Source organism: Kosakonia oryziphila (assembly GCF_900094795.1).
In the GTDB taxonomy this organism is placed as follows: Bacteria; Pseudomonadota; Gammaproteobacteria; order Enterobacterales; family Enterobacteriaceae; genus Kosakonia; species Kosakonia oryziphila.
Genome location: NZ_FMBC01000023.1, coordinates 57,856 through 75,537, shown reverse-complemented (window position 1 = coordinate 75,537; position 17,682 = coordinate 57,856). Strand labels below are relative to the sequence as shown.

Annotated in this window: 22 protein-coding genes, 1 tRNA gene, 1 other RNA gene and 1 pseudogene; 9 read left to right on the top strand and 16 right to left on the bottom strand. The window is 48.3% G+C overall.

The genetic code is table 11. The annotated features are described in order from the left end of the window. From tnpA to mdoG, 3 genes are all read right to left on the bottom strand, one after another. Positions 1-203, bottom strand: a 203-nt coding sequence (gene tnpA, locus GA0061070_RS12645; RefSeq protein WP_139109763.1) for an IS200/IS605 family transposase, incomplete at its 3' end; no start/stop codon positions are given. A gap of 161 nt (positions 204-364) precedes the next feature. Continuing rightward, a complete protein-coding gene (gene mdoH / locus GA0061070_RS12640) occupies positions 365-2,893 on the bottom strand; it encodes a glucans biosynthesis glucosyltransferase MdoH (RefSeq protein ID WP_090136477.1) in 2,529 nt (842 codons plus the stop codon). Then, on the bottom strand, positions 2,886-4,421 hold the full coding sequence (mdoG, locus tag GA0061070_RS12635) for a glucans biosynthesis protein MdoG (protein ID WP_090136480.1): 1,536 nt from the start codon (positions 4,419-4,421) through the stop codon (positions 2,886-2,888). Before mdoG ends, mdoH begins: the two co-directional genes overlap by 8 nt. A 271-nt stretch (positions 4,422-4,692) precedes the next feature. On the opposite strand from mdoG, the gene mdoC reads away from it, so the two are divergent. After that, positions 4,693-5,841 carry a glucans biosynthesis protein MdoC gene (gene mdoC / locus GA0061070_RS12625; protein WP_090136476.1) on the top strand — a complete coding sequence of 383 codons (1,149 nt, stop codon included), beginning with the start codon at positions 4,693-4,695 and terminating at the stop codon, positions 5,839-5,841. A gap of 37 nt (positions 5,842-5,878) precedes the next feature. Here mdoC and ymdB read toward each other — a convergent pair whose 3' ends face one another. The 3 genes from ymdB to GA0061070_RS12610 all read right to left on the bottom strand — a co-directional run bounded on the left by ymdB (position 5,879) and on the right by GA0061070_RS12610 (position 7,435). Then, positions 5,879-6,421 (bottom strand): O-acetyl-ADP-ribose deacetylase, encoded by a 543-nt coding sequence (ymdB, locus tag GA0061070_RS12620; RefSeq protein WP_090136475.1) that lies wholly within the window; start codon positions 6,419-6,421, stop codon positions 5,879-5,881. A 75-nt stretch (positions 6,422-6,496) separates the two neighbouring features. Next, entirely contained in the window at positions 6,497-6,796 is a 300-nt protein-coding gene (locus GA0061070_RS12615; RefSeq protein ID WP_090136474.1) for a type 1 fimbrial protein, read from the bottom strand. Positions 6,797-6,940: 144 nt separating this feature from the next. After that, positions 6,941-7,435 (bottom strand): DUF1097 domain-containing protein, encoded by a 495-nt coding sequence (locus GA0061070_RS12610; protein WP_139109762.1) that lies wholly within the window; start codon positions 7,433-7,435, stop codon positions 6,941-6,943. Here GA0061070_RS12610 and GA0061070_RS25180 point away from each other — a divergent pair. Then, positions 7,434-7,604 (top strand): hypothetical protein, encoded by a 171-nt coding sequence (locus GA0061070_RS25180; RefSeq protein ID WP_167353573.1) that lies wholly within the window; start codon positions 7,434-7,436, stop codon positions 7,602-7,604. The genes GA0061070_RS12610 and GA0061070_RS25180 overlap by 2 nt on opposite strands. Here the strand turns inward: GA0061070_RS25180 and GA0061070_RS12605 are convergent. The 4 genes and pseudogenes from GA0061070_RS12605 to csgB form a co-directional block, all read right to left on the bottom strand. Further along, positions 7,537-7,840 (bottom strand): annotated as a pseudogene (locus GA0061070_RS12605) (molecular chaperone); the annotation flags it as partial. The gene GA0061070_RS25180 and the pseudogene GA0061070_RS12605 sit on opposite strands and share 68 nt — an antisense overlap. Positions 7,841-8,206: 366 nt before the next feature. After that, the gene (gene csgC / locus GA0061070_RS12600; RefSeq protein WP_090136472.1) at positions 8,207-8,536 is read right to left on the bottom strand and encodes a curli assembly chaperone CsgC; all 330 of its coding nucleotides are present in this window, start codon (positions 8,534-8,536) and stop codon (positions 8,207-8,209) included. Between the two features lie 56 nt (positions 8,537-8,592). Next, on the bottom strand, positions 8,593-9,021 hold the full coding sequence (csgA, locus tag GA0061070_RS12595; protein ID WP_090136471.1) for a curli major subunit CsgA: 429 nt from the start codon (positions 9,019-9,021) through the stop codon (positions 8,593-8,595). A gap of 39 nt (positions 9,022-9,060) precedes the next feature. Continuing rightward, positions 9,061-9,516 carry a curli minor subunit CsgB gene (gene csgB, locus GA0061070_RS12590; RefSeq protein ID WP_090136470.1) on the bottom strand — a complete coding sequence of 152 codons (456 nt, stop codon included), beginning with the start codon at positions 9,514-9,516 and terminating at the stop codon, positions 9,061-9,063. Positions 9,517-10,297: 781 nt separating this feature from the next. On the opposite strand from csgB, the gene csgD reads away from it, so the two are divergent. The 4 genes from csgD to csgG are packed head-to-tail and all read left to right on the top strand — an operon-like array spanning position 10,298 to position 12,645. Then, the gene (csgD, locus tag GA0061070_RS12585) at positions 10,298-10,948 is read left to right on the top strand and encodes a biofilm master transcriptional regulator CsgD (protein ID WP_090136469.1); all 651 of its coding nucleotides are present in this window, start codon (positions 10,298-10,300) and stop codon (positions 10,946-10,948) included. Between the two features lie 4 nt (positions 10,949-10,952). Next, complete coding sequence (gene csgE, locus GA0061070_RS12580; protein ID WP_090136468.1) at positions 10,953-11,342, top strand: curli production assembly/transport protein CsgE; 390 nt, start codon at positions 10,953-10,955, stop codon at positions 11,340-11,342. A gap of 26 nt (positions 11,343-11,368) precedes the next feature. Next, positions 11,369-11,782 carry a curli production assembly/transport protein CsgF gene (gene csgF, locus GA0061070_RS12575; RefSeq protein ID WP_090136467.1) on the top strand — a complete coding sequence of 138 codons (414 nt, stop codon included), beginning with the start codon at positions 11,369-11,371 and terminating at the stop codon, positions 11,780-11,782. Positions 11,783-11,808: 26 nt separating this feature from the next. Beyond that, on the top strand, positions 11,809-12,645 hold the full coding sequence (gene csgG, locus GA0061070_RS12570) for a curli production assembly/transport protein CsgG (protein ID WP_090136466.1): 837 nt from the start codon (positions 11,809-11,811) through the stop codon (positions 12,643-12,645). 227 nt (positions 12,646-12,872) lie between these two features. On the opposite strand, the gene GA0061070_RS12565 is transcribed toward csgG, so the two are convergent. From GA0061070_RS12565 to ghrA, 3 genes are all read right to left on the bottom strand, one after another. After that, the gene (locus GA0061070_RS12565) at positions 12,873-13,427 is read right to left on the bottom strand and encodes a TorD/DmsD family molecular chaperone (protein WP_090136465.1); all 555 of its coding nucleotides are present in this window, start codon (positions 13,425-13,427) and stop codon (positions 12,873-12,875) included. 19 nt (positions 13,428-13,446) lie between these two features. Then, positions 13,447-14,184: a phosphatase gene (locus GA0061070_RS12560; RefSeq protein ID WP_090136464.1), complete on the bottom strand. Its 738-nt coding sequence runs from the start codon at positions 14,182-14,184 to the stop codon at positions 13,447-13,449. Between the two features lie 85 nt (positions 14,185-14,269). Further along, on the bottom strand, positions 14,270-15,208 hold the full coding sequence (gene ghrA / locus GA0061070_RS12555; protein WP_090136463.1) for a glyoxylate/hydroxypyruvate reductase GhrA: 939 nt from the start codon (positions 15,206-15,208) through the stop codon (positions 14,270-14,272). 262 nt (positions 15,209-15,470) lie between these two features. Here ghrA and GA0061070_RS12550 point away from each other — a divergent pair. Together GA0061070_RS12550 and GA0061070_RS12545 are read left to right on the top strand one after the other, a co-directional pair. After that, positions 15,471-15,558: transfer RNA gene (locus GA0061070_RS12550), tRNA-Ser, on the top strand. Positions 15,559-15,603: 45 nt separating this feature from the next. After that, a non-coding RNA gene (locus GA0061070_RS12545) (RtT sRNA) lies at positions 15,604-15,740 on the top strand. A 53-nt stretch (positions 15,741-15,793) separates the two neighbouring features. On the opposite strand, the gene GA0061070_RS12540 is transcribed toward GA0061070_RS12545, so the two are convergent. From GA0061070_RS12540 to GA0061070_RS12530, 3 genes are all read right to left on the bottom strand, one after another. Continuing rightward, the gene (locus GA0061070_RS12540) at positions 15,794-16,186 is read right to left on the bottom strand and encodes an Hcp family type VI secretion system effector (RefSeq protein WP_244153112.1); all 393 of its coding nucleotides are present in this window, start codon (positions 16,184-16,186) and stop codon (positions 15,794-15,796) included. A gap of 132 nt (positions 16,187-16,318) precedes the next feature. Next, on the bottom strand, positions 16,319-16,537 hold the full coding sequence (locus GA0061070_RS12535) for a hypothetical protein (protein WP_090136462.1): 219 nt from the start codon (positions 16,535-16,537) through the stop codon (positions 16,319-16,321). Further along, on the bottom strand, positions 16,527-17,177 hold the full coding sequence (locus GA0061070_RS12530) for a hypothetical protein (RefSeq protein ID WP_090136461.1): 651 nt from the start codon (positions 17,175-17,177) through the stop codon (positions 16,527-16,529). Before GA0061070_RS12530 ends, GA0061070_RS12535 begins: the two co-directional genes overlap by 11 nt. Positions 17,178-17,400: 223 nt before the next feature. On the opposite strand from GA0061070_RS12530, the gene GA0061070_RS25175 reads away from it, so the two are divergent. Beyond that, positions 17,401-17,682: transposase (locus GA0061070_RS25175; RefSeq protein WP_425256055.1), on the top strand; the 282-nt coding region annotated here is incomplete at its 3' end.

Below are 17,682 nucleotides of genomic sequence, written 5' to 3'. Positions count from 1 at the left end.
ATTTTTACTAGCAGATGAACATGATCTAACTGAACATTCAGCTCCACTACTTCTATTCCGAGCTGTTCACTTGAAATCCTTATCTGTTTGTAAACTTCTTTGCCAACATTGTTCCGTAGGATGCGAAATCGGCATTTGGGTGTCCAGACTATATGATATTGACAACACCAAAGCACATGAGATGCTTTTGTGAACCTACTCATGGTTAAATCCTTATCAGTTATGGGGATAACGGATTCGGATTTTCCCATGGGTAGCATTACTGGCAGAGCCAACTTTTTGCTGACCACCTCCACAGGAGGTGGCATTCAGATGAGCGTAAAAAAATACCGGCGCTGTGGCCGGTATTTTCCCTAATGTCGGCTTACTTCGCCTTTAACGTCAGCGGATTTAGCTTCAGCTCTTCATAATGGTTTACCCAGGAGAGGTATTTCTCCGGCGCGGACCATACGCGATAGTGCAGTCGCGAAAGTGTCACTGGATCGCTTAACAGCACCAGGCGACGATCGCGGTTCAGCTTCTCAGGCGTTTCGTTTAGCGCCTGTTCAACATGACGGTCGCGGGCAATTTCCAGCACGCGGCTGGAGCGGTGACGCGCAGTTGCCATTGCTGTAGCCAGTGCGTTGAAAGAAGGATTAAACACTGCATGCATAAAACCATCCTCCAGCGAACGCGAGCGGTTCAGTTCCAGGTAGTTATCGGTATCCACCAGCACCTGCGGCGGCGAATACTCTTCCGGAATGAGGAACAGCTTACAGCGTTTCGTACGCAGACCTACCTTGGAGCGACTGGAGATCACTGATACAAATGGCGACAGGATCAGCGAAAATACGATCGGTGCCAGCCAGAACAGGAAACGTAGATCCAGCCACGCCATTCCCGCTGCCCACACCAGCCCCAACAGTAACTGCGAGCCGTGACGCATAAATGCCTCACCCCATGGCGTGGAATCGTCGTCACGCTGCGGCGAATTCCATACCACTTCCCAGCCGAGGAAGGCACTGACAACAAATACCGTGTGGAACAGCATGCGTACAGGCGCCAGCAGTACCGAGAACAGCACTTCCAGCAGCAACGAGATTGTTACGCGGAAGAAGCCGCCATACTCTTTCGGCCCTTTACACCATACCAGAATGATACTAAGTAGCTTCGGCAGGAACAGCAGCACCATCGTTGAGGCAAACAGCGCGATAGCCAGCTCCGGACGCCACTGCGGCCATACCGGGAACAACTGACGCGGCTGCAGGAAGTACTGCGGCTCAGTCAGGGCATGCACCACCTGCAACGCCGTGGAGAGTGCGAGGAACATAAACCACAACGGCGCGGAAAGGTAGGACATTACGCCGGTCAGGAACACTGCGCGGTGTACCGGGTGCATGCCTTTTACCAGGAACAGACGGAAGTTCATCAGGTTACCATGGCACCAGCGACGGTCGCGTTTCAGTTCATCGAGCAGGTTCGGTGGCAACTCTTCATATGAACCCGGCAGGTCATATGCGATCCAGACGCCCCAGCCCGCACGACGCATCAGCGCCGCTTCCACAAAGTCGTGCGACAAAATAGAGCCCGCAAAAGAACCTTCACCCGGTAGCGGCGCCAGCGCGCAATGTTCGATAAACGGCTTCACGCGGATAATTGCGTTATGTCCCCAGTAGTGGGATTCCCCCAACTGCCAGAAGTGCAGCCCCGCAGTGAACAGCGGCCCGTAAACGCGGGTAGCAAATTGCTGGCAGCGCGCGTAGAGCGTATCCATACCGGACGCTTTCGGCGACGACTGGATGATCCCGGCATTCGGGTTGGCTTCCATCAGACGCACCAGGCCAGTAAGACATTCACCGCTCATCACGGAGTCTGCATCCAGCACCACCATGTAGCTGTACTGGCTGCCCCAACGACGGCAGAAGTCATCGATGTTGCCGCTTTTACGTTTCACACGGCGACGGCGACGGCGATAGAAGATCTGCCCTTCACCCTGCACTTCCGCGATCAGCTCCATCCACGCTTTCTGCTCAGCAACGCAGATATCCGGGTTATAACTGTCGCTAAGGATATAGACGTCGAAGTGCTGTTGCTGCCCGGTGGCTTTAACTGATTCCCAGGTCGCACGCAGCCCCGCAAAAACGCGATCCACGTCTTCATTACAGATCGGCATAATCAACGCGGTACGATGTTCCGGATTAAGCGGCTCATCACCAACCGTTGAGTGCGAAATACTGTATTTGTCGCGGCCGATCAGCAGTTGCAGGAAGCCCATCAGCGCTGTCCAGAAGCCAGCGGATACCCAGCAGAATAAAACGGCGAACAGAATCAGGATGCCGGTTTGCAGCACGTACGGCAGCAACTGCATAAAAGAAACCCACAGATTCTGGCCCGCCATATCGGTCGGGTTGATCAGCGCCCAGCCCTGATATGGCAGGATGGTTTTCATATACCAGGTCGCCACCACCGTCTGCGCCAGCGTCAGCAGCAGTAAAATATAACGGCGGATTGAGCCGACAGTACGCCATTTCTGTTCGTGTGCCTGCTCTTCTTTCGTCAGACGAGAAAGATAACGTGGAGCCACTTCCCGGCCACGAAGGCGATCCCAAAAACGACCGATAGGGTTGGTACGCCACGGATCGGGAAACATGGAAGAACGCTTCGCTTTCGGCATTGCCTGAAGTTGCGCACGACCTTCTTCATCCTTAATAAGCTGCTCTTTGCCCAGTGAATCCGGCCAGCTGTGCTGCAAGCGCGCCGTCACAGAACCCAACGGCGTATCGTCCTCACGTTTCCAGTCCGTGTGTCCAGCATCCAGCGCCTGATGCACGCTCAGAATACTCTCTGTCGGCAGCACGGCCTTCTCTGCATCCGTAAGCGGCAGCGCGTCGATATACTCAGTTGTCTTATTCATTGGCAGGTAGCTGATAGCTCCAGGTTTCACTCAGGGTCTGGTCGACATTAACCAGGGCTGCGCGCATATCCGTCGTTTTCTTCGGATCTTTAACTTTCACACGCAACATCAAACGCCAACCTTTCGTCACTGGATTATAGCGAACGGTGTTTTCCACGATTTCGCCGTTATCGCCAATGCTGGCTTGCGCAGTGACTGGGGTGTCCTGCGGCATTTTTTTCATATCCTGGCCGGTAAAATCGACGACAAAAGCAACTGTTCCGTCAGGCTGACGAATCAGGTTCGACTGTTTTACATCGCCAGTCGAACGACGGGTTTGCAGTACCCAGGCGTTGTCTGGCGCATGCAATTTATCTTCGTCGCGGCTAAAAGTGATGGTGTATTTAAAGTTCATCTCCTTGCCTGGTTCCGGCAGTTGATCCGGCGTCCAGTAGGCGACGATATTGTCGTTGGTCTCGTCATTGGTCGGAATTTCCACCAGCTCAACCTTCCCTTTACCCCACTCGCCTTTCGGTGTAACCCAGGCGCTCGGACGCAGATCGTAGCGATCATCAATGTCTTCAAAGCGGGAGAACTGACGACCACGCTGCAACAAGCCAAAGCCCTGCGGGTTTTCCATCGCATAGCTGCTGACAGCCAGATGTTTCGGGTTGTTCAGTGGGCGCCAGATCCACTCGCCGTTGCCAGCAAGCATCGACAGACCATTAGAATCATGAAGTTCCGGGCGGTAGTTGGTTGCAGGAGAGGGCTGTGACGGACCGAACAGGAACATACTGGTCAGCGGCGCTACGCCCAGTTTGCCCACTTTATCACGCAGATAAACTTTGGACTGCACATCCACCACGGTATCGCGGCCAGGAATAATGACGAAGCGATAGGCACCCGTAGCGCGCGGTGAATCCAGCAGCGCGTAAATCGTCAGGCGTTTATCGCCAGGCTTGGGACGCTCGATCCAGAATTCACGGAAACGCGGGAACTCTTCGCCGGAGGGGAGCGCAGTATCAATCGCCAGACCGCGCGCGGAGAGCCCATAAACCTGTCCGGCGCCGATCACGCGGAAGTAGCTTGCGCCCAGCATGCTGACGATTTCATCGTTTTTATCTTTATTATTGATGGGGTAAAGAACTTTGAAGCCAGCAAACCCAAGATCTTTTACAGTGTCTTTATCGTGCTGAACGTTACCGAAATTAAAATAGTCCGGGCTGTATTTAATTTGGCGAACGGCGGTGGTGGTCACTTCGTTTAGGATCACCGGCGTATCGAAGTACATGCCCTGATGATAAAACTCAAGCTTAAACGGGGTGTTGGTCGCATTCCAGTAGGCTTTGTCGTGGTTGAACTGAATCTGCTGATAGTCCGCATATTTCATGTCACGGAACGCAGAGGGCAGATTGCTCTTGGGTGCTTCATAGCCTTTGCCAGCCAGGGATTGAGCCTGTTTTGCGACATCGTCAATAGAAAAAGCCCAGCCCGATGACGTATAAAGTGACAACAGAACCGCAGCGCCGACCCAACGCATTTTCATCATTTGTAATTTAGGTTTCATAATAACTAAGCACTTCCCCCTTTGTGTGCTTAAATCGATCCGATCCATTTTAATGGAAACTCAGCCAATCCGACAACTGAATCCCTGTATTGTTCTGCCTGCTGGCTCATTGATCAGGCAAAGAAACCCACCTTTATCGTTTTACAGGCTTATCCTGGAGACAGGTTATCGGTCATAGTGTAGGGTTAGTTCCGAATGTAACCATTATTTGTCTTATGGATAAGGCGAAAAGTCTTAGAATGCCTGGAGTTATATGGCCAGATTACCCACACAACGAGAATATTTCCTCGATTCCATCCGCGCGTGGTTAATGCTACTTGGGATCCCGTTCCACATCTCGCTGATTTATTCCAGCCATATGTGGCACGTTAACAGTACCTATCCTTCCTGGTGGCTGACCCTGTTTAATGACGCTATTCATGCGTTTCGCATGCAAGTGTTCTTTGTTATATCCGGTTATTTTTCGTACATGCTATATCTACGTTATCCGCTGAAACGCTGGTGGAAGGTGCGCGTTGAACGCGTCGGTATACCGATGCTCACCGCAATTCCGTTACTCACGTTACCGCAATTTATTATGTTGCAATATCTGAATAACAATACCGAAGAATGGCGCACCTTATCGGCGTATGACAAATTCAATACGCTGTCGTGGGAGTTGATATCTCATTTATGGTTCCTATTGGTACTTATCATATTAACAACGGTTGGCATGTGGTTGTTTAAAAAAATAAAAAACAATGCCGATTGCCTGCCTGGTTTTATTTCCCTGGGTACGCTTTCCCTCTGCTTCCTGCTGCTGGGCATCGTCTGGGCCGCATTTCGGCGCATTATTTTTCTGTTGTATCCCGATATATTGCGCGATGCCCTGTTTAATTTCGCCGTCATGCAGTCGCTGTTTTACATTCCATTCTTTATCCTTGGTGCGCTGACTTTCATAAATCTACGGCTAAAATCACTTTTTACCACGCCGTCACCGTGGTGTATGGTTGGTTCAGCGCTGGCGTTTGTTGCTTATCTGCTTAACCAGCGCTATGGCAGCGGCGATGCCTGGATGTATGAAACCGAAGCGGTAATTACTATGCTGCTGGGACTGTGGATGGTAAATGTGGTGTTCTCGCTGGGGCACCAGTTGCTTAATTTTCAGTCGCCGCGGGTGAGTTATTTTGTCAATGCGTCGCTATTTATTTATCTGGTACACCATCCGCTGACGCTGCTCTTCGGCGCATGGATCACCCCACATATTCAGTCCAACGCGTTAGGTTTTGTCACCGGGCTGGTATTCGTCATTGCGATTGCAGTTTTGCTGTATGAAATTCACTTGCGCATTCCGCTGCTACGTTTTCTCTTCTCCGGTAAACCGCAGGAGAAAGAAGTAAAAACACACGCTACCGCCCGTTGATTTTGCAGGCGGCTCATGCGAGCAGCCTGCGTTTCACCTATTTTGCAGGTTCTTCGCCCTGCTGAGTGAGTAAATGCTGGTAAAGATGCGCCGTTTCGGCATCAAAGCAGACAAACAAAACCTGCTGTAGTTGAGGCCGCCGGAGCAGATGCGCAGAAACCGTGTTGACCGCAATCTCTGCTGCCGCCGGTTTCGGGTAGCCATACACACCCGTACTTATCGCCGGGAAAGCGATCGTGGTGTAGCCGTTAGCTTCAGCGAGCAACAGACTGTTACGGTACGCATCCTCCAGCAGACGAGCTTCGTGTTCACCGCCGCCGCACCACACCGGCCCAACCGTGTGGATCACCGCTTTGGCACGCAAATTTCCTGCTGCGGTGATCACCGAATGCCCCGGAGGGCACTCCCCCTGTTGCTGACGCACCTGCTGGCACGCCTTCAACAATTCCGGTCCTGCCGCGCGATGAATAGCACCATCAACACCGCCGCCGCCAAGTAGCGACGGATTTGCGGCGTTCACAATGACATCAACCTCAAGAGTAGTGATATCCCCTTGAAGTACCTGCATACGTGCCTGCATTTGTGCCCCCTTTCCGGTCAATCAACCGCATTTCCGGTAAGTGTATCCTGGGTCGGGGGCAATATGCAGTCACCATCAGTAATAACTCATAACGACAATGCCCTTTGTACGCTCTGGATTGATATAGTGCATCTCTATTTTCGACAGCGATGCAAAAGACTGTCCGGCAATATCACGAAACGAAAATTGCCGCGTTACGACCTTTTGCCCCTGCGGACAAGAGAGCTGCAGTTGCTGCTCGTGGGTGTGATGATCGCAGCCACCCTCAACAATCGCGCCATAGAAGTGAATGATCCCGCCCGACGTCGCAGCACCGGCAGAGGTGCTAAATAGAAGGATAATCACAGGAAACAGGAATGCTATGAAAAGCCGCATATACACCTCACAGATTGCTCATCCTTGATGGTGGGAGTCAGATATTCCGCATACCTGACTCATCGGCATTTTTAATTGAACACTTTAATAGATTAGCGCAAAAACAGGCTATTGCTGGCTATAAGGCTGTTTTTATAAGATTTTTTATTGATGCGATTTTATTTTTTCTTGCTCATTTAGCAAAGGCTGCGCGAGGCGAGCAGCAATCCATAGGCCGCTGTTTTTCATGGCATAACCGAAAAGCAGCCCGACGGCGAGCGAAGGCACAATCATCTGCCACTCACTCTGTCCGGCGAATGTCGCGCAGGCACCAATAAACGTGCCCGGTACAAAAGAGAGCAGCACACTTTTGGCTTGCAAACACATCAGGAATGCCACCACGCCGGTCATTATGTAACCGACGATTGCCAAATGCGGTGCCAGCGCTGCACCATGGATAATCACTTGCGCCCAGACAACGCCACTCATAACCGTGCAGGCGGAGATAAGCAGCCCTTTCAACCCGCCCTGCGGACAGGCAAAATAGGCCGTACATCCGAGAAAACCCGCCCAGCTAATCAAGCCGAGGGAAACCGCCACCCAACCCCAAAGGCCAGAGAGGATACCTGTCGTCAGTGCAATAGAAAGGAGAATGTTCATGGCGCGCATCATAGCAAATGCGCGGCTGGCTTATGTGACTACAAGCACATTAATTGAAACCATGAACTATTCGTTACATTTAATTAGTGATGATAATCACATTATTCAGCGAATTCTTCCTGCGATTCACCCCATACTCTCCATACTGCTGGAATCGCATCGCGCGTAAGCGGCGACGTTGCACGCCAAAACAGCGTAGCAGCACCGGCTCCAACCTTAGCCGAAGAAGGTGTCGCATCACGGCAACAGCGTTTCCAGCGCCTGGCTTTCATCTTCGGCTGACTGAACTCCCAGCCAGGAGGCTGCCAGCAGCAATGTACCAATATGATCGGCTGGCGCATCGGTTAACGGTATGCCACAGTTCGACAAAAGTGTACGCACTTCAGCTTCTGAAGCACCATCCACCCGACCACCGTCGAGCAGTGATGAATTCGCCGCATTAACGATAACATCCACGCTGATAGTGGGAATATCCCCCTAAATAACCCATTGTTGGGTTTTAACCTGTCCCTTGCGGTCGCAGGCCACGTCACACGGTGAACATCGACACTGATATCACCAGGGGTTTCAATAACAGCCCTTCAAAATGTATAACGCTGGCGGCATAAAATAACTGCTGGAACAAGCAGTATGCTGGAGGCTGACATATAAACATCAATAATGGGTGATCTTTACAGGTGAAAATGTCAACTGTATGCATACATTATTTAATCAAATTTCACAGCATTGAACTATCTCATTTTTATTTAAAACATCATTAAACTTAATAAGTTAAATTTTTTGCTGTGATACCCAATGCTGGGATAAATTTAGTGACTGACCATCTGTAACGGTAACCACAATATCGACACTATCTCGCGCTTCAATATTCATGCTTAAGCGCATTAACGGTGTCGGTTGATTCGCGACAATTTGAATGGTTTTACGCTGCTCTGTGCGACTCTGACCGCCTTCCCCCTGTCGCGTTGCCAGAATCTGCACCTGACAGACGCAATTTTCAGCGAGTAAAACTCGTGGGGTAATCGTGTACATATCACCGACGCGGTTTGTGTCAAAAGTAATCTGGCTGGTCAGAGCGGCAAGTAATAACAACGTATTCATAACGCCTCCCAAAAAGAGACAGGGCCGCAGCCCTGTCGCTTCAAACAATAGGGCTGTTAGTACTGCTTAGCATTAGCATTGTTGCCGAAACCAACCTGACGTACGGTTACGGTAGAGTCAGAAGCAGTCTGGTTAACCAATGCGCCGTTACCTCCACCATACTGGCTGACCGCAATTGTAGAATCTTTGCTGTTCCACTGTTCAATAGTTGAGCTGTTATGGAAACCATTTTGTGACAGGCTGATGGTACTATCATCAGACCCCTGGCCAACATCAGCAGCGTTGCTTGATCCATTCTGACGAATCGTCGTTGTAGAGTCACGTGCATCGGCTTGCAGTGCCAGCGCGGAGTTACCGCTACCGGTCTGGTAGATGTTCAGTTCTGAATTCGGACCGCTATGACCCGGGAACTGCGGGACGCTGCCTGCAAAAGCACTGGCTGAAACGACGATCGCTGCTAATGCTGCCACTTTGAAAAGTTTCATGATGAACCCCCATTGGATTGATTTAAAGCCACAATGACATCAACGTTGAATAACGCGTATGTCCATTTGCGACTGTCTCTGAACAATGACTGCTGTTTTCTGTGTACCGTACTGTGAAATACTCGCCCTGTTACCCGATCCTTTTTGGATAATCATTGCGGTATTGCCATAAGCTCCTTGCGTAATATCCGCGTCATTGGCGCTGCCTGACTGATCGATATATGCAAGGTTATATGCTCCTGACTGGTCAATTTTTGCCGAATTATTCCCGCCATGCTGGGAAATAACTGACAATAATTTCGAACCAGCCTCGCTAATTTGTGCGTTATTATTTGCACCGAATTGACCAATAATAGCCGCTTTATTGTAGGAAGCGGCACTTAATTCATTCACCGCCAGGTTATACTCTGAACCTGCCATATCATAACCTGTAGCAGCGGCAAACCCAGGTGCACCCAGCATCATTAACATCATAAATAACACTTTGTTTTTCATGTTGTCACCCTGGACCTGGACATATATTAAAAAGGTATTTTAAATATTTGTACCGCTGGCGATAACACATTCTTTAAATTTGTTAACGCTGCGTTACGGAAGTCAGTATGGTCAGAGAGAAAAATAAAATATCTCCCCCATGATTCGTATTTTTTGTTCTACTCTTAATACTAAGGCATTAATATTTATATTGTTATCGATGTGCGCATATAGAGGGGGTATTTGGCTTTTCTAAACAGGCGGGGTTGCTTATAACAATATGGTTGCAACGAAGTAATCAGCGAACATATTCTGAGATGGAGATAACATTTCTTTGTTCACCCTTCACAATCCATCCTTTTTTAGCTGTGCAAATTGGACGCCCTATCTCATACCAAAATCTTTCTTGGGATATTCCTCATACCACTTTCAGGCTATTAATAAACCGTTTTAAATACAATGAATTATATTACTTTGTATGATTTTTAAATTTGTGCAAATGTGATTTTGTGTACAACTTATCTATCAAAACTAAACAATAAAAAAACACAGAGAAATGTTTTAATATTCATTTTTACATTTTGTTACACGTTTAACACTTGCTTTAAGAATGGCAAAGACTAGATTGGGATTAGCAGACTTATTTGGATTTATTAATTTCCCTTAATCATTAGGGATTATGTATTTAGCATTACGCAAAGTAACATAATTATTACACACAGTAACATAGCATCTGTCAGTACTTCTGGTTCCCCAGCTTTGGGTGGGGAGGCTGCGGATGTCATTAACGCGGGGTTTCATCATGTTCAATGAAGTCCAAAGTTCTTACAATCAGGCATTGTTGTTAATTACCAAACCCTCCTTGCAAGCAACAGCCTTGTTGCAGCATCTTAAACAATCTCTGACGATAACGGGAAAATTGCACAACATTCAACGCTCACTTGAGGATTTTCCTGGTGATTGTCTGGTGCTATTAGATATGATGGAGGCGGATAAGAAAACCATTCAATACTGGCAAGATGTTTTGTCCAGAAAAAATGATAATTTAAAATTATTGTTGATGAATACGCCTGAGGAATATCCGTACCGTGATATCGAAAACTGGCCGCATCTCAACGGGGTATTTTACGTATCGGAAGACGAATCCCGCATGGTTGAGGGATTGCGAGGGATCCAGCGCGGCGAGTGCTATTTTTCACAAAAGCTTGCCAGCTACTTAATCACCCACTCTGGAAATTATCGTTACAACAATTCGGAATCGGCGTTGCTGACACACAGAGAAAAAGAGATTTTGAATAAGTTGCGCATTGGCGCATCCAATATTGAAATCGCCCGCTCTCTGTTTATCAGCGAGAATACGGTTAAAACCCATCTCTATAATCTTTTCAAAAAGATAGCAGTAAAAAATCGTACTCAGGCGGTCTCCTGGGCTAACGATAATCTCAGGCGTTAACGCTATGAAACGCGCACTACACTACCTTGCGGCAGCAACGCTATTGCTGGCTGCCGGGAATCTGCACGCAGTCGAAGTGGAGATTCCAGGATTACTAACCGACCATACGGTTTCTTCGATCGGACACGATTTTTATCGGGCTTTTAGTGATAAATGGGAAAGTACCTGGACTGGGAATTTAGCTATCAATGAAAGACCAAGTGCTCGCTGGGGAAGCTGGATAACCATTACGATTAATCAGAGCGTGGTTTACCAGACTTTTATGTTCCCGACACGGCGTGATTTTGAAAAGAACGTTGATATTGCACTTGCACAGACACACGCAGCGCTCGACCGTCGCCAAATTGATCAGGCATTACTCAGTACCCACGATTTAGCGACAGATGAATTCTAAAACACGATAAACATCCGGAGGGTAACATGCGTATCACATATGCCGTCATTTCATTAATGTTGATAACACCTTTAAGTTGGGCTGGGCAAATGACTTTCCAGTTCCGTAACCCTAATTTCGGTGGTAACCCCAATAACGGCGCTTTTTTATTAAATAGCGCACAGGCACAAAATTCTTATAAAGATCCAAGCTATCAAGATCTTGGCGTTCAAACCCCATCGGCGCTTGATAATTTCACTCAGGCAATTCAATCGCAAATACTGGGGGGATTATTAACGAATATAAATTCCGGCAAACCCGGCCGCATGGTAACCAGCGACTATATTGTTGATATTGCTAACAGAGATGGACAGTTAGAATTGAATGTAACGGATAGAAAAACAGGCAAAACATCGACTATTCAGGTTTCAGGTTTACAAAACGGATCAACCGATTTTTAAGGCATCGCCATTACAGGACAATAATCATGCAGCGCTTATTAATACTTCTGGCCGTGTGTTTATTAAGCGGATGCTTAACCGCGCCGCCAAAACAAGCTGCCAAACCTACGTTATTACCTCGGGCACAAAGCTATAGTGATTTAACGCACTTGCCGCCGCCTTCCGGTAAAATATTTGTGTCGGTGTATAACATTCAGGATGAAACCGGGCAGTTTAAACCCTACCCGGCCAGTAACTTCTCGACTGCAGTTCCGCAGAGCGCTACCGCCATGCTGGTGACGGCGCTAAAAGATTCACGCTGGTTTGTTCCACTGGAACGCCAGGGGCTACAGAATTTGCTGAATGAACGTAAAATCATTCGTGCGGCGCAGGAAAACGGTACCGTTGCTATTAATAATCGCTTCCCGCTCCAGTCACTGACCGCTGCAAACGTCATGATTGAAGGGTCAATTATCGGTTATGAAAGCAATGTGAAATCGGGAGGCATAGGCGCACGTTATTTCGGTATTGGCGCTGACACGCAATATCAGCTTGACCAGATAGCGGTTAACCTACGCGTGGTCAATGTCAATACCGGCGAAGTGCTCTCGTCGGTGAATACCAGCAAGACTATTTTGTCCTATGAAGTGCAGGCTGGTGTATTCCGCTTTATTGATTATCAGCGTCTGCTGGAAGGCGAAGTGGGCTACACGGTTAACGAACCCGTTATGCTTTGCCTGATGTCAGCAATCGAGACAGGGGTAATTCTGCTGATTAATGACGGTATCGATCGCGGGTTGTGGGATCTGCAGAACAAGGCAGAGAGCAAAAACGAAGTGCTGGTCAAATATCGCGAGATGGCGGCGGTGCCTCCGCAATCCTGATGGCAAACACATATAAAGCGTGACAGGTTAAATCGTCACGCTTTTTTTCTTTTGTCATCCCACCAGTGTTACATGCCACAGGCCGCGTTTTTCATGGCATAACCGAACAACAACCCGACGACAAGCGACAACACTATCATGCGCAAGCAAATCAGGCGCACATCTTAGCAGTAGCAAATACGCGCCTGATTAATGTAACTAAAGGCTCAATAATTGGAATGTCACATTTATTCCTCTGCGGATTCCTGCAGATCATCCCACATAGAAGAGATAGCATCACGCGTTAGCGGCGCCATTGTACGCCAGAACGGTGTAGTGGCATGTGCTTCCACTTTGCCGAGAAATGTGCCACACCACGGCAGCAGATATTCTGCAAATAACGTTTCCAGCGCTTCGCTTTCATCTTCGGCTGACTGATCTTCCAGCCACGAGGCTGCCAGCAGCAATGTGCCAATATGATCGGCTGGCGCATCGGTTAACGGCATGCCACGACTCGACAAAAATGAACGCACGTCGGCTTCTGTAGCGCCATCCACCCAAGTGCTACGAAACGGGGACACCCGGCACTCTTCACCGACAAACAGCGCGTTATAATCGGTAGCCAGTGCCTGCACATCGCAGTTTTTTTGCAGGCGCTCCAGCAATTCATCCTGCTCCAGAGGCCAGCTTTCCGCCAGTTTCCCCTCGCGGATCATGGTGTACAGCGGCACCAGCAGCGGATCCTGCGGTTGACGGTAAAACAGTGAGCCAAGTACGCGGCAGAGGATAGAAAATTCGTTCATTCAGTTGTTCCAGTCAGTATTAAAGTTCTGCAAATTCAGCAATCGGCGCCATGCCGCGTGACTCAAGGAAACTCAGCAGGCGACGCGGTGAGACATTCAAAATACGTTCTTCCGGGAAACCGACATCATCGAGTACCTTACGGCATTCAGTGAAATCACCCAACGTAAACGCGGTGTGAGAATCCGATCCCAGCGCGACCCAGCCACCGGCATCACGCACCGCGGCGGCAACCGCACGGCAGTTAGCTTCACTGCCTATGCGTGAGTGCATAAAGGAAGAGTTGTTAATTTCCAGCGCTACTTGATATTTTGCGGCAGCTTCCGCGATTGCAGGAATATCAACTTCAAATTTCGGGTTGCCAGGATGGCTGATAATATGCACATTGCCACTGGCCATCGTGGCAATCATCGCCTGCGTATGTGTGGCTTTATCCTGCGGCGGAAAGACCGGCTCATGGAAACCGGCAATGATTAGATCGAGTGATGTCAGCATCGGGCCAGTGCAGTCGATCTCACCATCAGTGTTCTTAATGTTGGCCTCAATACCGCGCAAAATCCCCACGCCATCCACCAAACGCGGCCAGATGCGCATATTGACGAAGTGCCAGTAATGCGGCGCATCCGCCATATCCGGGCCGTGGTCAGTAATGGCAAACAGTTTGATGCCTTTGCTTTTTGCTTCGGCAATATAATCATGAAGCGTGCTATAAGCATGGGTGCTGGCGACGGTATGCATATGCAGGTCAACGGGGTACATGGCTCACTCCTGTCGTTATTTCTTGCAAGGATAGCAGTTATCGGTGTCGATTTTAATGACAAAACCCGGCCTGGCCGGGCTTTCATCAATAACCCCGAACTCTGTCAACGCGCCCGCTGACGGTTTCTCCGCGCTCCAGTTTGCTAATAGTGTGGCTGATAAACTCAATGGCTTCAGTCGGTCTGGTGAATGCCGCAATGTGCGGAGTCATTGCTACACGCGGATGCGCCCACAGCGGATTATCGGCAGGGAGCGGCTCGTGGCTGAATACATCAAGCATCGCGCCCTTCACCTTTCCGCTCTCCAGCGCCGCCAGCAGATCGGCTTCCACAACGTGGACGCCGCGCGCCAGGTTCATCACGTAACTGTGTTCGGCGAGTTGGTTAAGCAACGACTGATTAATAAGACCAACTGTTTCCGGCGTATTCGGCAGCAAGTTGATCAGCACGCGAGTACCCTGTAAAAAATCGCCCAGTTCTTCGGGGCCGGCAAAACTTTGTATACCAGGCAGCGACTTACGGCTGCGACTCCAGCAACGAACCGGAAATCCCCACGGCAGCAAGCTTTCCGCGACTTTTGAACCCAGCACGCCCGCGCCAAGAATACCAACAGTGAAATCGGTATGCTCATACTCTTCCAGTTGTTGCCACCTGGACTGCAGTTTTAATGCCTGATAATCATCAAAACGCCGGAACCAGTGCAACACCTGACTTACCGCATACTCTTGCATTTGCGATCCCATCCCGGTGTCTTCAAGGCGAAATAGCGGAATATCATCTGCCAGCATCCCAGGGTTGGTGCTGAGCTGACCGAGAATGGCATCCACCCCTGCGCCAAGCGCAAACACCCCTTTCAGTTTACGCCCTTTAAGCATTTCGACAGGTGGATGCCACACCAGGGCATAATCCGCCGGGGCATTATCGCCTGCCGTCCATGCACGAACATGCACCTGTGGCATTGCTTTACGCAGTGCGTTAATCCAGTAATCGCTATTAAAAGAAGGGTGATAAAAAATAATGTCCATACCAACTCCAAAACTCGTTGTGATGTATCCGGATGATTTCCGGTTCTGTTGGTGATTTTTAAAAGAGTGATCAGCATAACAAATTTCTCCTGTACGCCGAGGAGAAAGTCCCGTGACGAGAAAAAAAGCGATTTCAGAACGTTTACGAAGCAGGTTGTTTGAAGTTTGTCTAAACACGCTAATTTATTGAAAAAGAGGATTGACGCCGTAATGGCTTTTCCCTACATTAGCGCCCGTCCCGGTAACGTCGGGACGACAATGTGGTGAGGTGTCCGAGTGGCTGAAGGAGCACGCCTGGAAAGTGTGTATACGGCAACGTATCGGGGGTTCGAATCCCCCCCTCACCGCCATCATTTCAGATAAGAGCCTGTACGAAAGTACGGGCTTTTTCTTTTATATTCTCCCTTCAGGGGGGGTGAGAACCCCCGACCGGGGTTCGACAACGGGCAACTGCCCGTTGGACAGACCACGAATAACATGAGTGAGCTGCCCGCAGGGCGAGCGAAGCGAGTCAATCCCCCCCTCACCGCCATCATTTCAGATAAGAGCCTGTACGAAAGTACGGGCTTTTCGGGGCTGTTCTGTTTAGTTGGCTTTTTCCTCTTTTTTCTCTAACTCTTTACCCCAATAATCTTCCCTTTTAATATTTCCAAGTAAATAATTCCACGCAATACCACGGTATCTAAGTTTAACAAACTCCGTCATATTAGGAGTGGTGGAACCGGGAATATAAGCATGATTGAATACAACCGAGGAAATCACAACACTATTCAGTGTTATATTATAAATTTCCAATTCAACACCCGCATCATTGATACCGTAGAATCTTATAATTACGGTTTTAAGTCTTTTACACGAACAAACAAAATCAAATAGATATGGTGCAGACTTATCTACTTCCTTGCTCATAATGACAGGCTCATGCTGCCTTGTTCCTGTCATTGAGCCTGTGTGAATCAGTGGGTAATGTAATGCCATGTTGAGTATTCATTACCTCTATAGCACCTTCACGACATAAAGCGGTGCAGGAGCCTTTTATTTGAACACCGTTTTCATCGCATAAAAAATAAGCTGGTAAAGACATTGGTAAATTCTTTTGTGGGTAAAATCCTATTCTTCCGGTCTTTCAGGTAGAAGTTTAACAATGATGTATACTACAACCATACTAACAATTATATATATAAATCGTTCATGCCATGTTTCAAAGTGGAAGAACCAATAAATACATAAAAAAACCAAAATACCACCAAGTAATGAAACAGCGTATTCTAAGAAGCTATGAAATACTCGCTTTCCAAATGATAGTTTTTTAATTTTATTATCTGCCATGATTAACCCCTTTTTCAACAAGATCCAGAATCTGATTGAATGCCGTTTCTCCTTGAGTCCTTCTAACTCTTAACGCTTCAATAAAGGGGTGTAATGCTGGTTCAACAAGGAAATAAAGAAAATCGTAGTTTCTTTGACGCAATGTGTAATATATTTCTGGATCGGTGCTTTGAAGCCTTTGAGATGTGTATATACTACGTTCTGCCATACCTCCAGCTAACAGGGTATTCCCGACTATACCGCCACGTAGAGCTACCATGAGGGAGCTTCTTTGAGCTATAGAAGTTGCTATTTTTTTGGATATTATAGAGTTGGTAATAGCTCGCCCAACTACTGATGCACCAATCTTAGCGTAGATACCCTCCCTTTTTTTCTCTGGAACATATTGATTAAATTTATTCAATACTGTTTCAATCGTCCTGACAAAATTTTCATTTTGAAGAATACCAAAGCGTATAGCTTTAATCAGTCTGATCCGTTCCGTCTCTCTGTTGTATCTTGAATCAGTATCTATAAAACCATAAGCAAGATAGCCCAAGTCTTGAGGGACTGATAAAACACCGTGAACAAGTCCTACGGCTGTTTCAGGTGAGGTAATGATCTGTGCTATACGTTTTGCTATGTCTATGTAAGTGCTCATAAAGATTCCATTCCTACAGTTTTATGTAGTCTAAAGGCAAATTGAGCGAAAACCAAACAAAAACAAGCGGTATATACTGATACAGACTATACCGTTTGTGTTGAAATCTGATACCGAACCGATGTGATTACCAGTGAGCGGGAAAAGTGGAAGTATGACCAAAAGGCGAGTTTTACGGTATCCCCCTCTGTCAGGATAGTTGTCACCCCCATCGAAAATACTAATGACAGGATGGGAACAGATCGTGAAACGAATTTCACCAGAACGTAAAGCTGCTGCACTGGCTAAATTACTGCCGCCTTACAACATGACCGTCACCGCTGTTGCACAGATGGAAGGGATATCGGAAGCTACCCTTTATTACTGGCGTAACAAGGCGAAAGCAGAGGGAATACCGGTGCCGGGTGCAGACAAAACCACAGACCAATGGTCAGCCGAAGCCCGGCTGGCTGTGATTATTGAAACCGCCACACTCAGCGAAACAGAGCTCGCGCAATACTGCCGT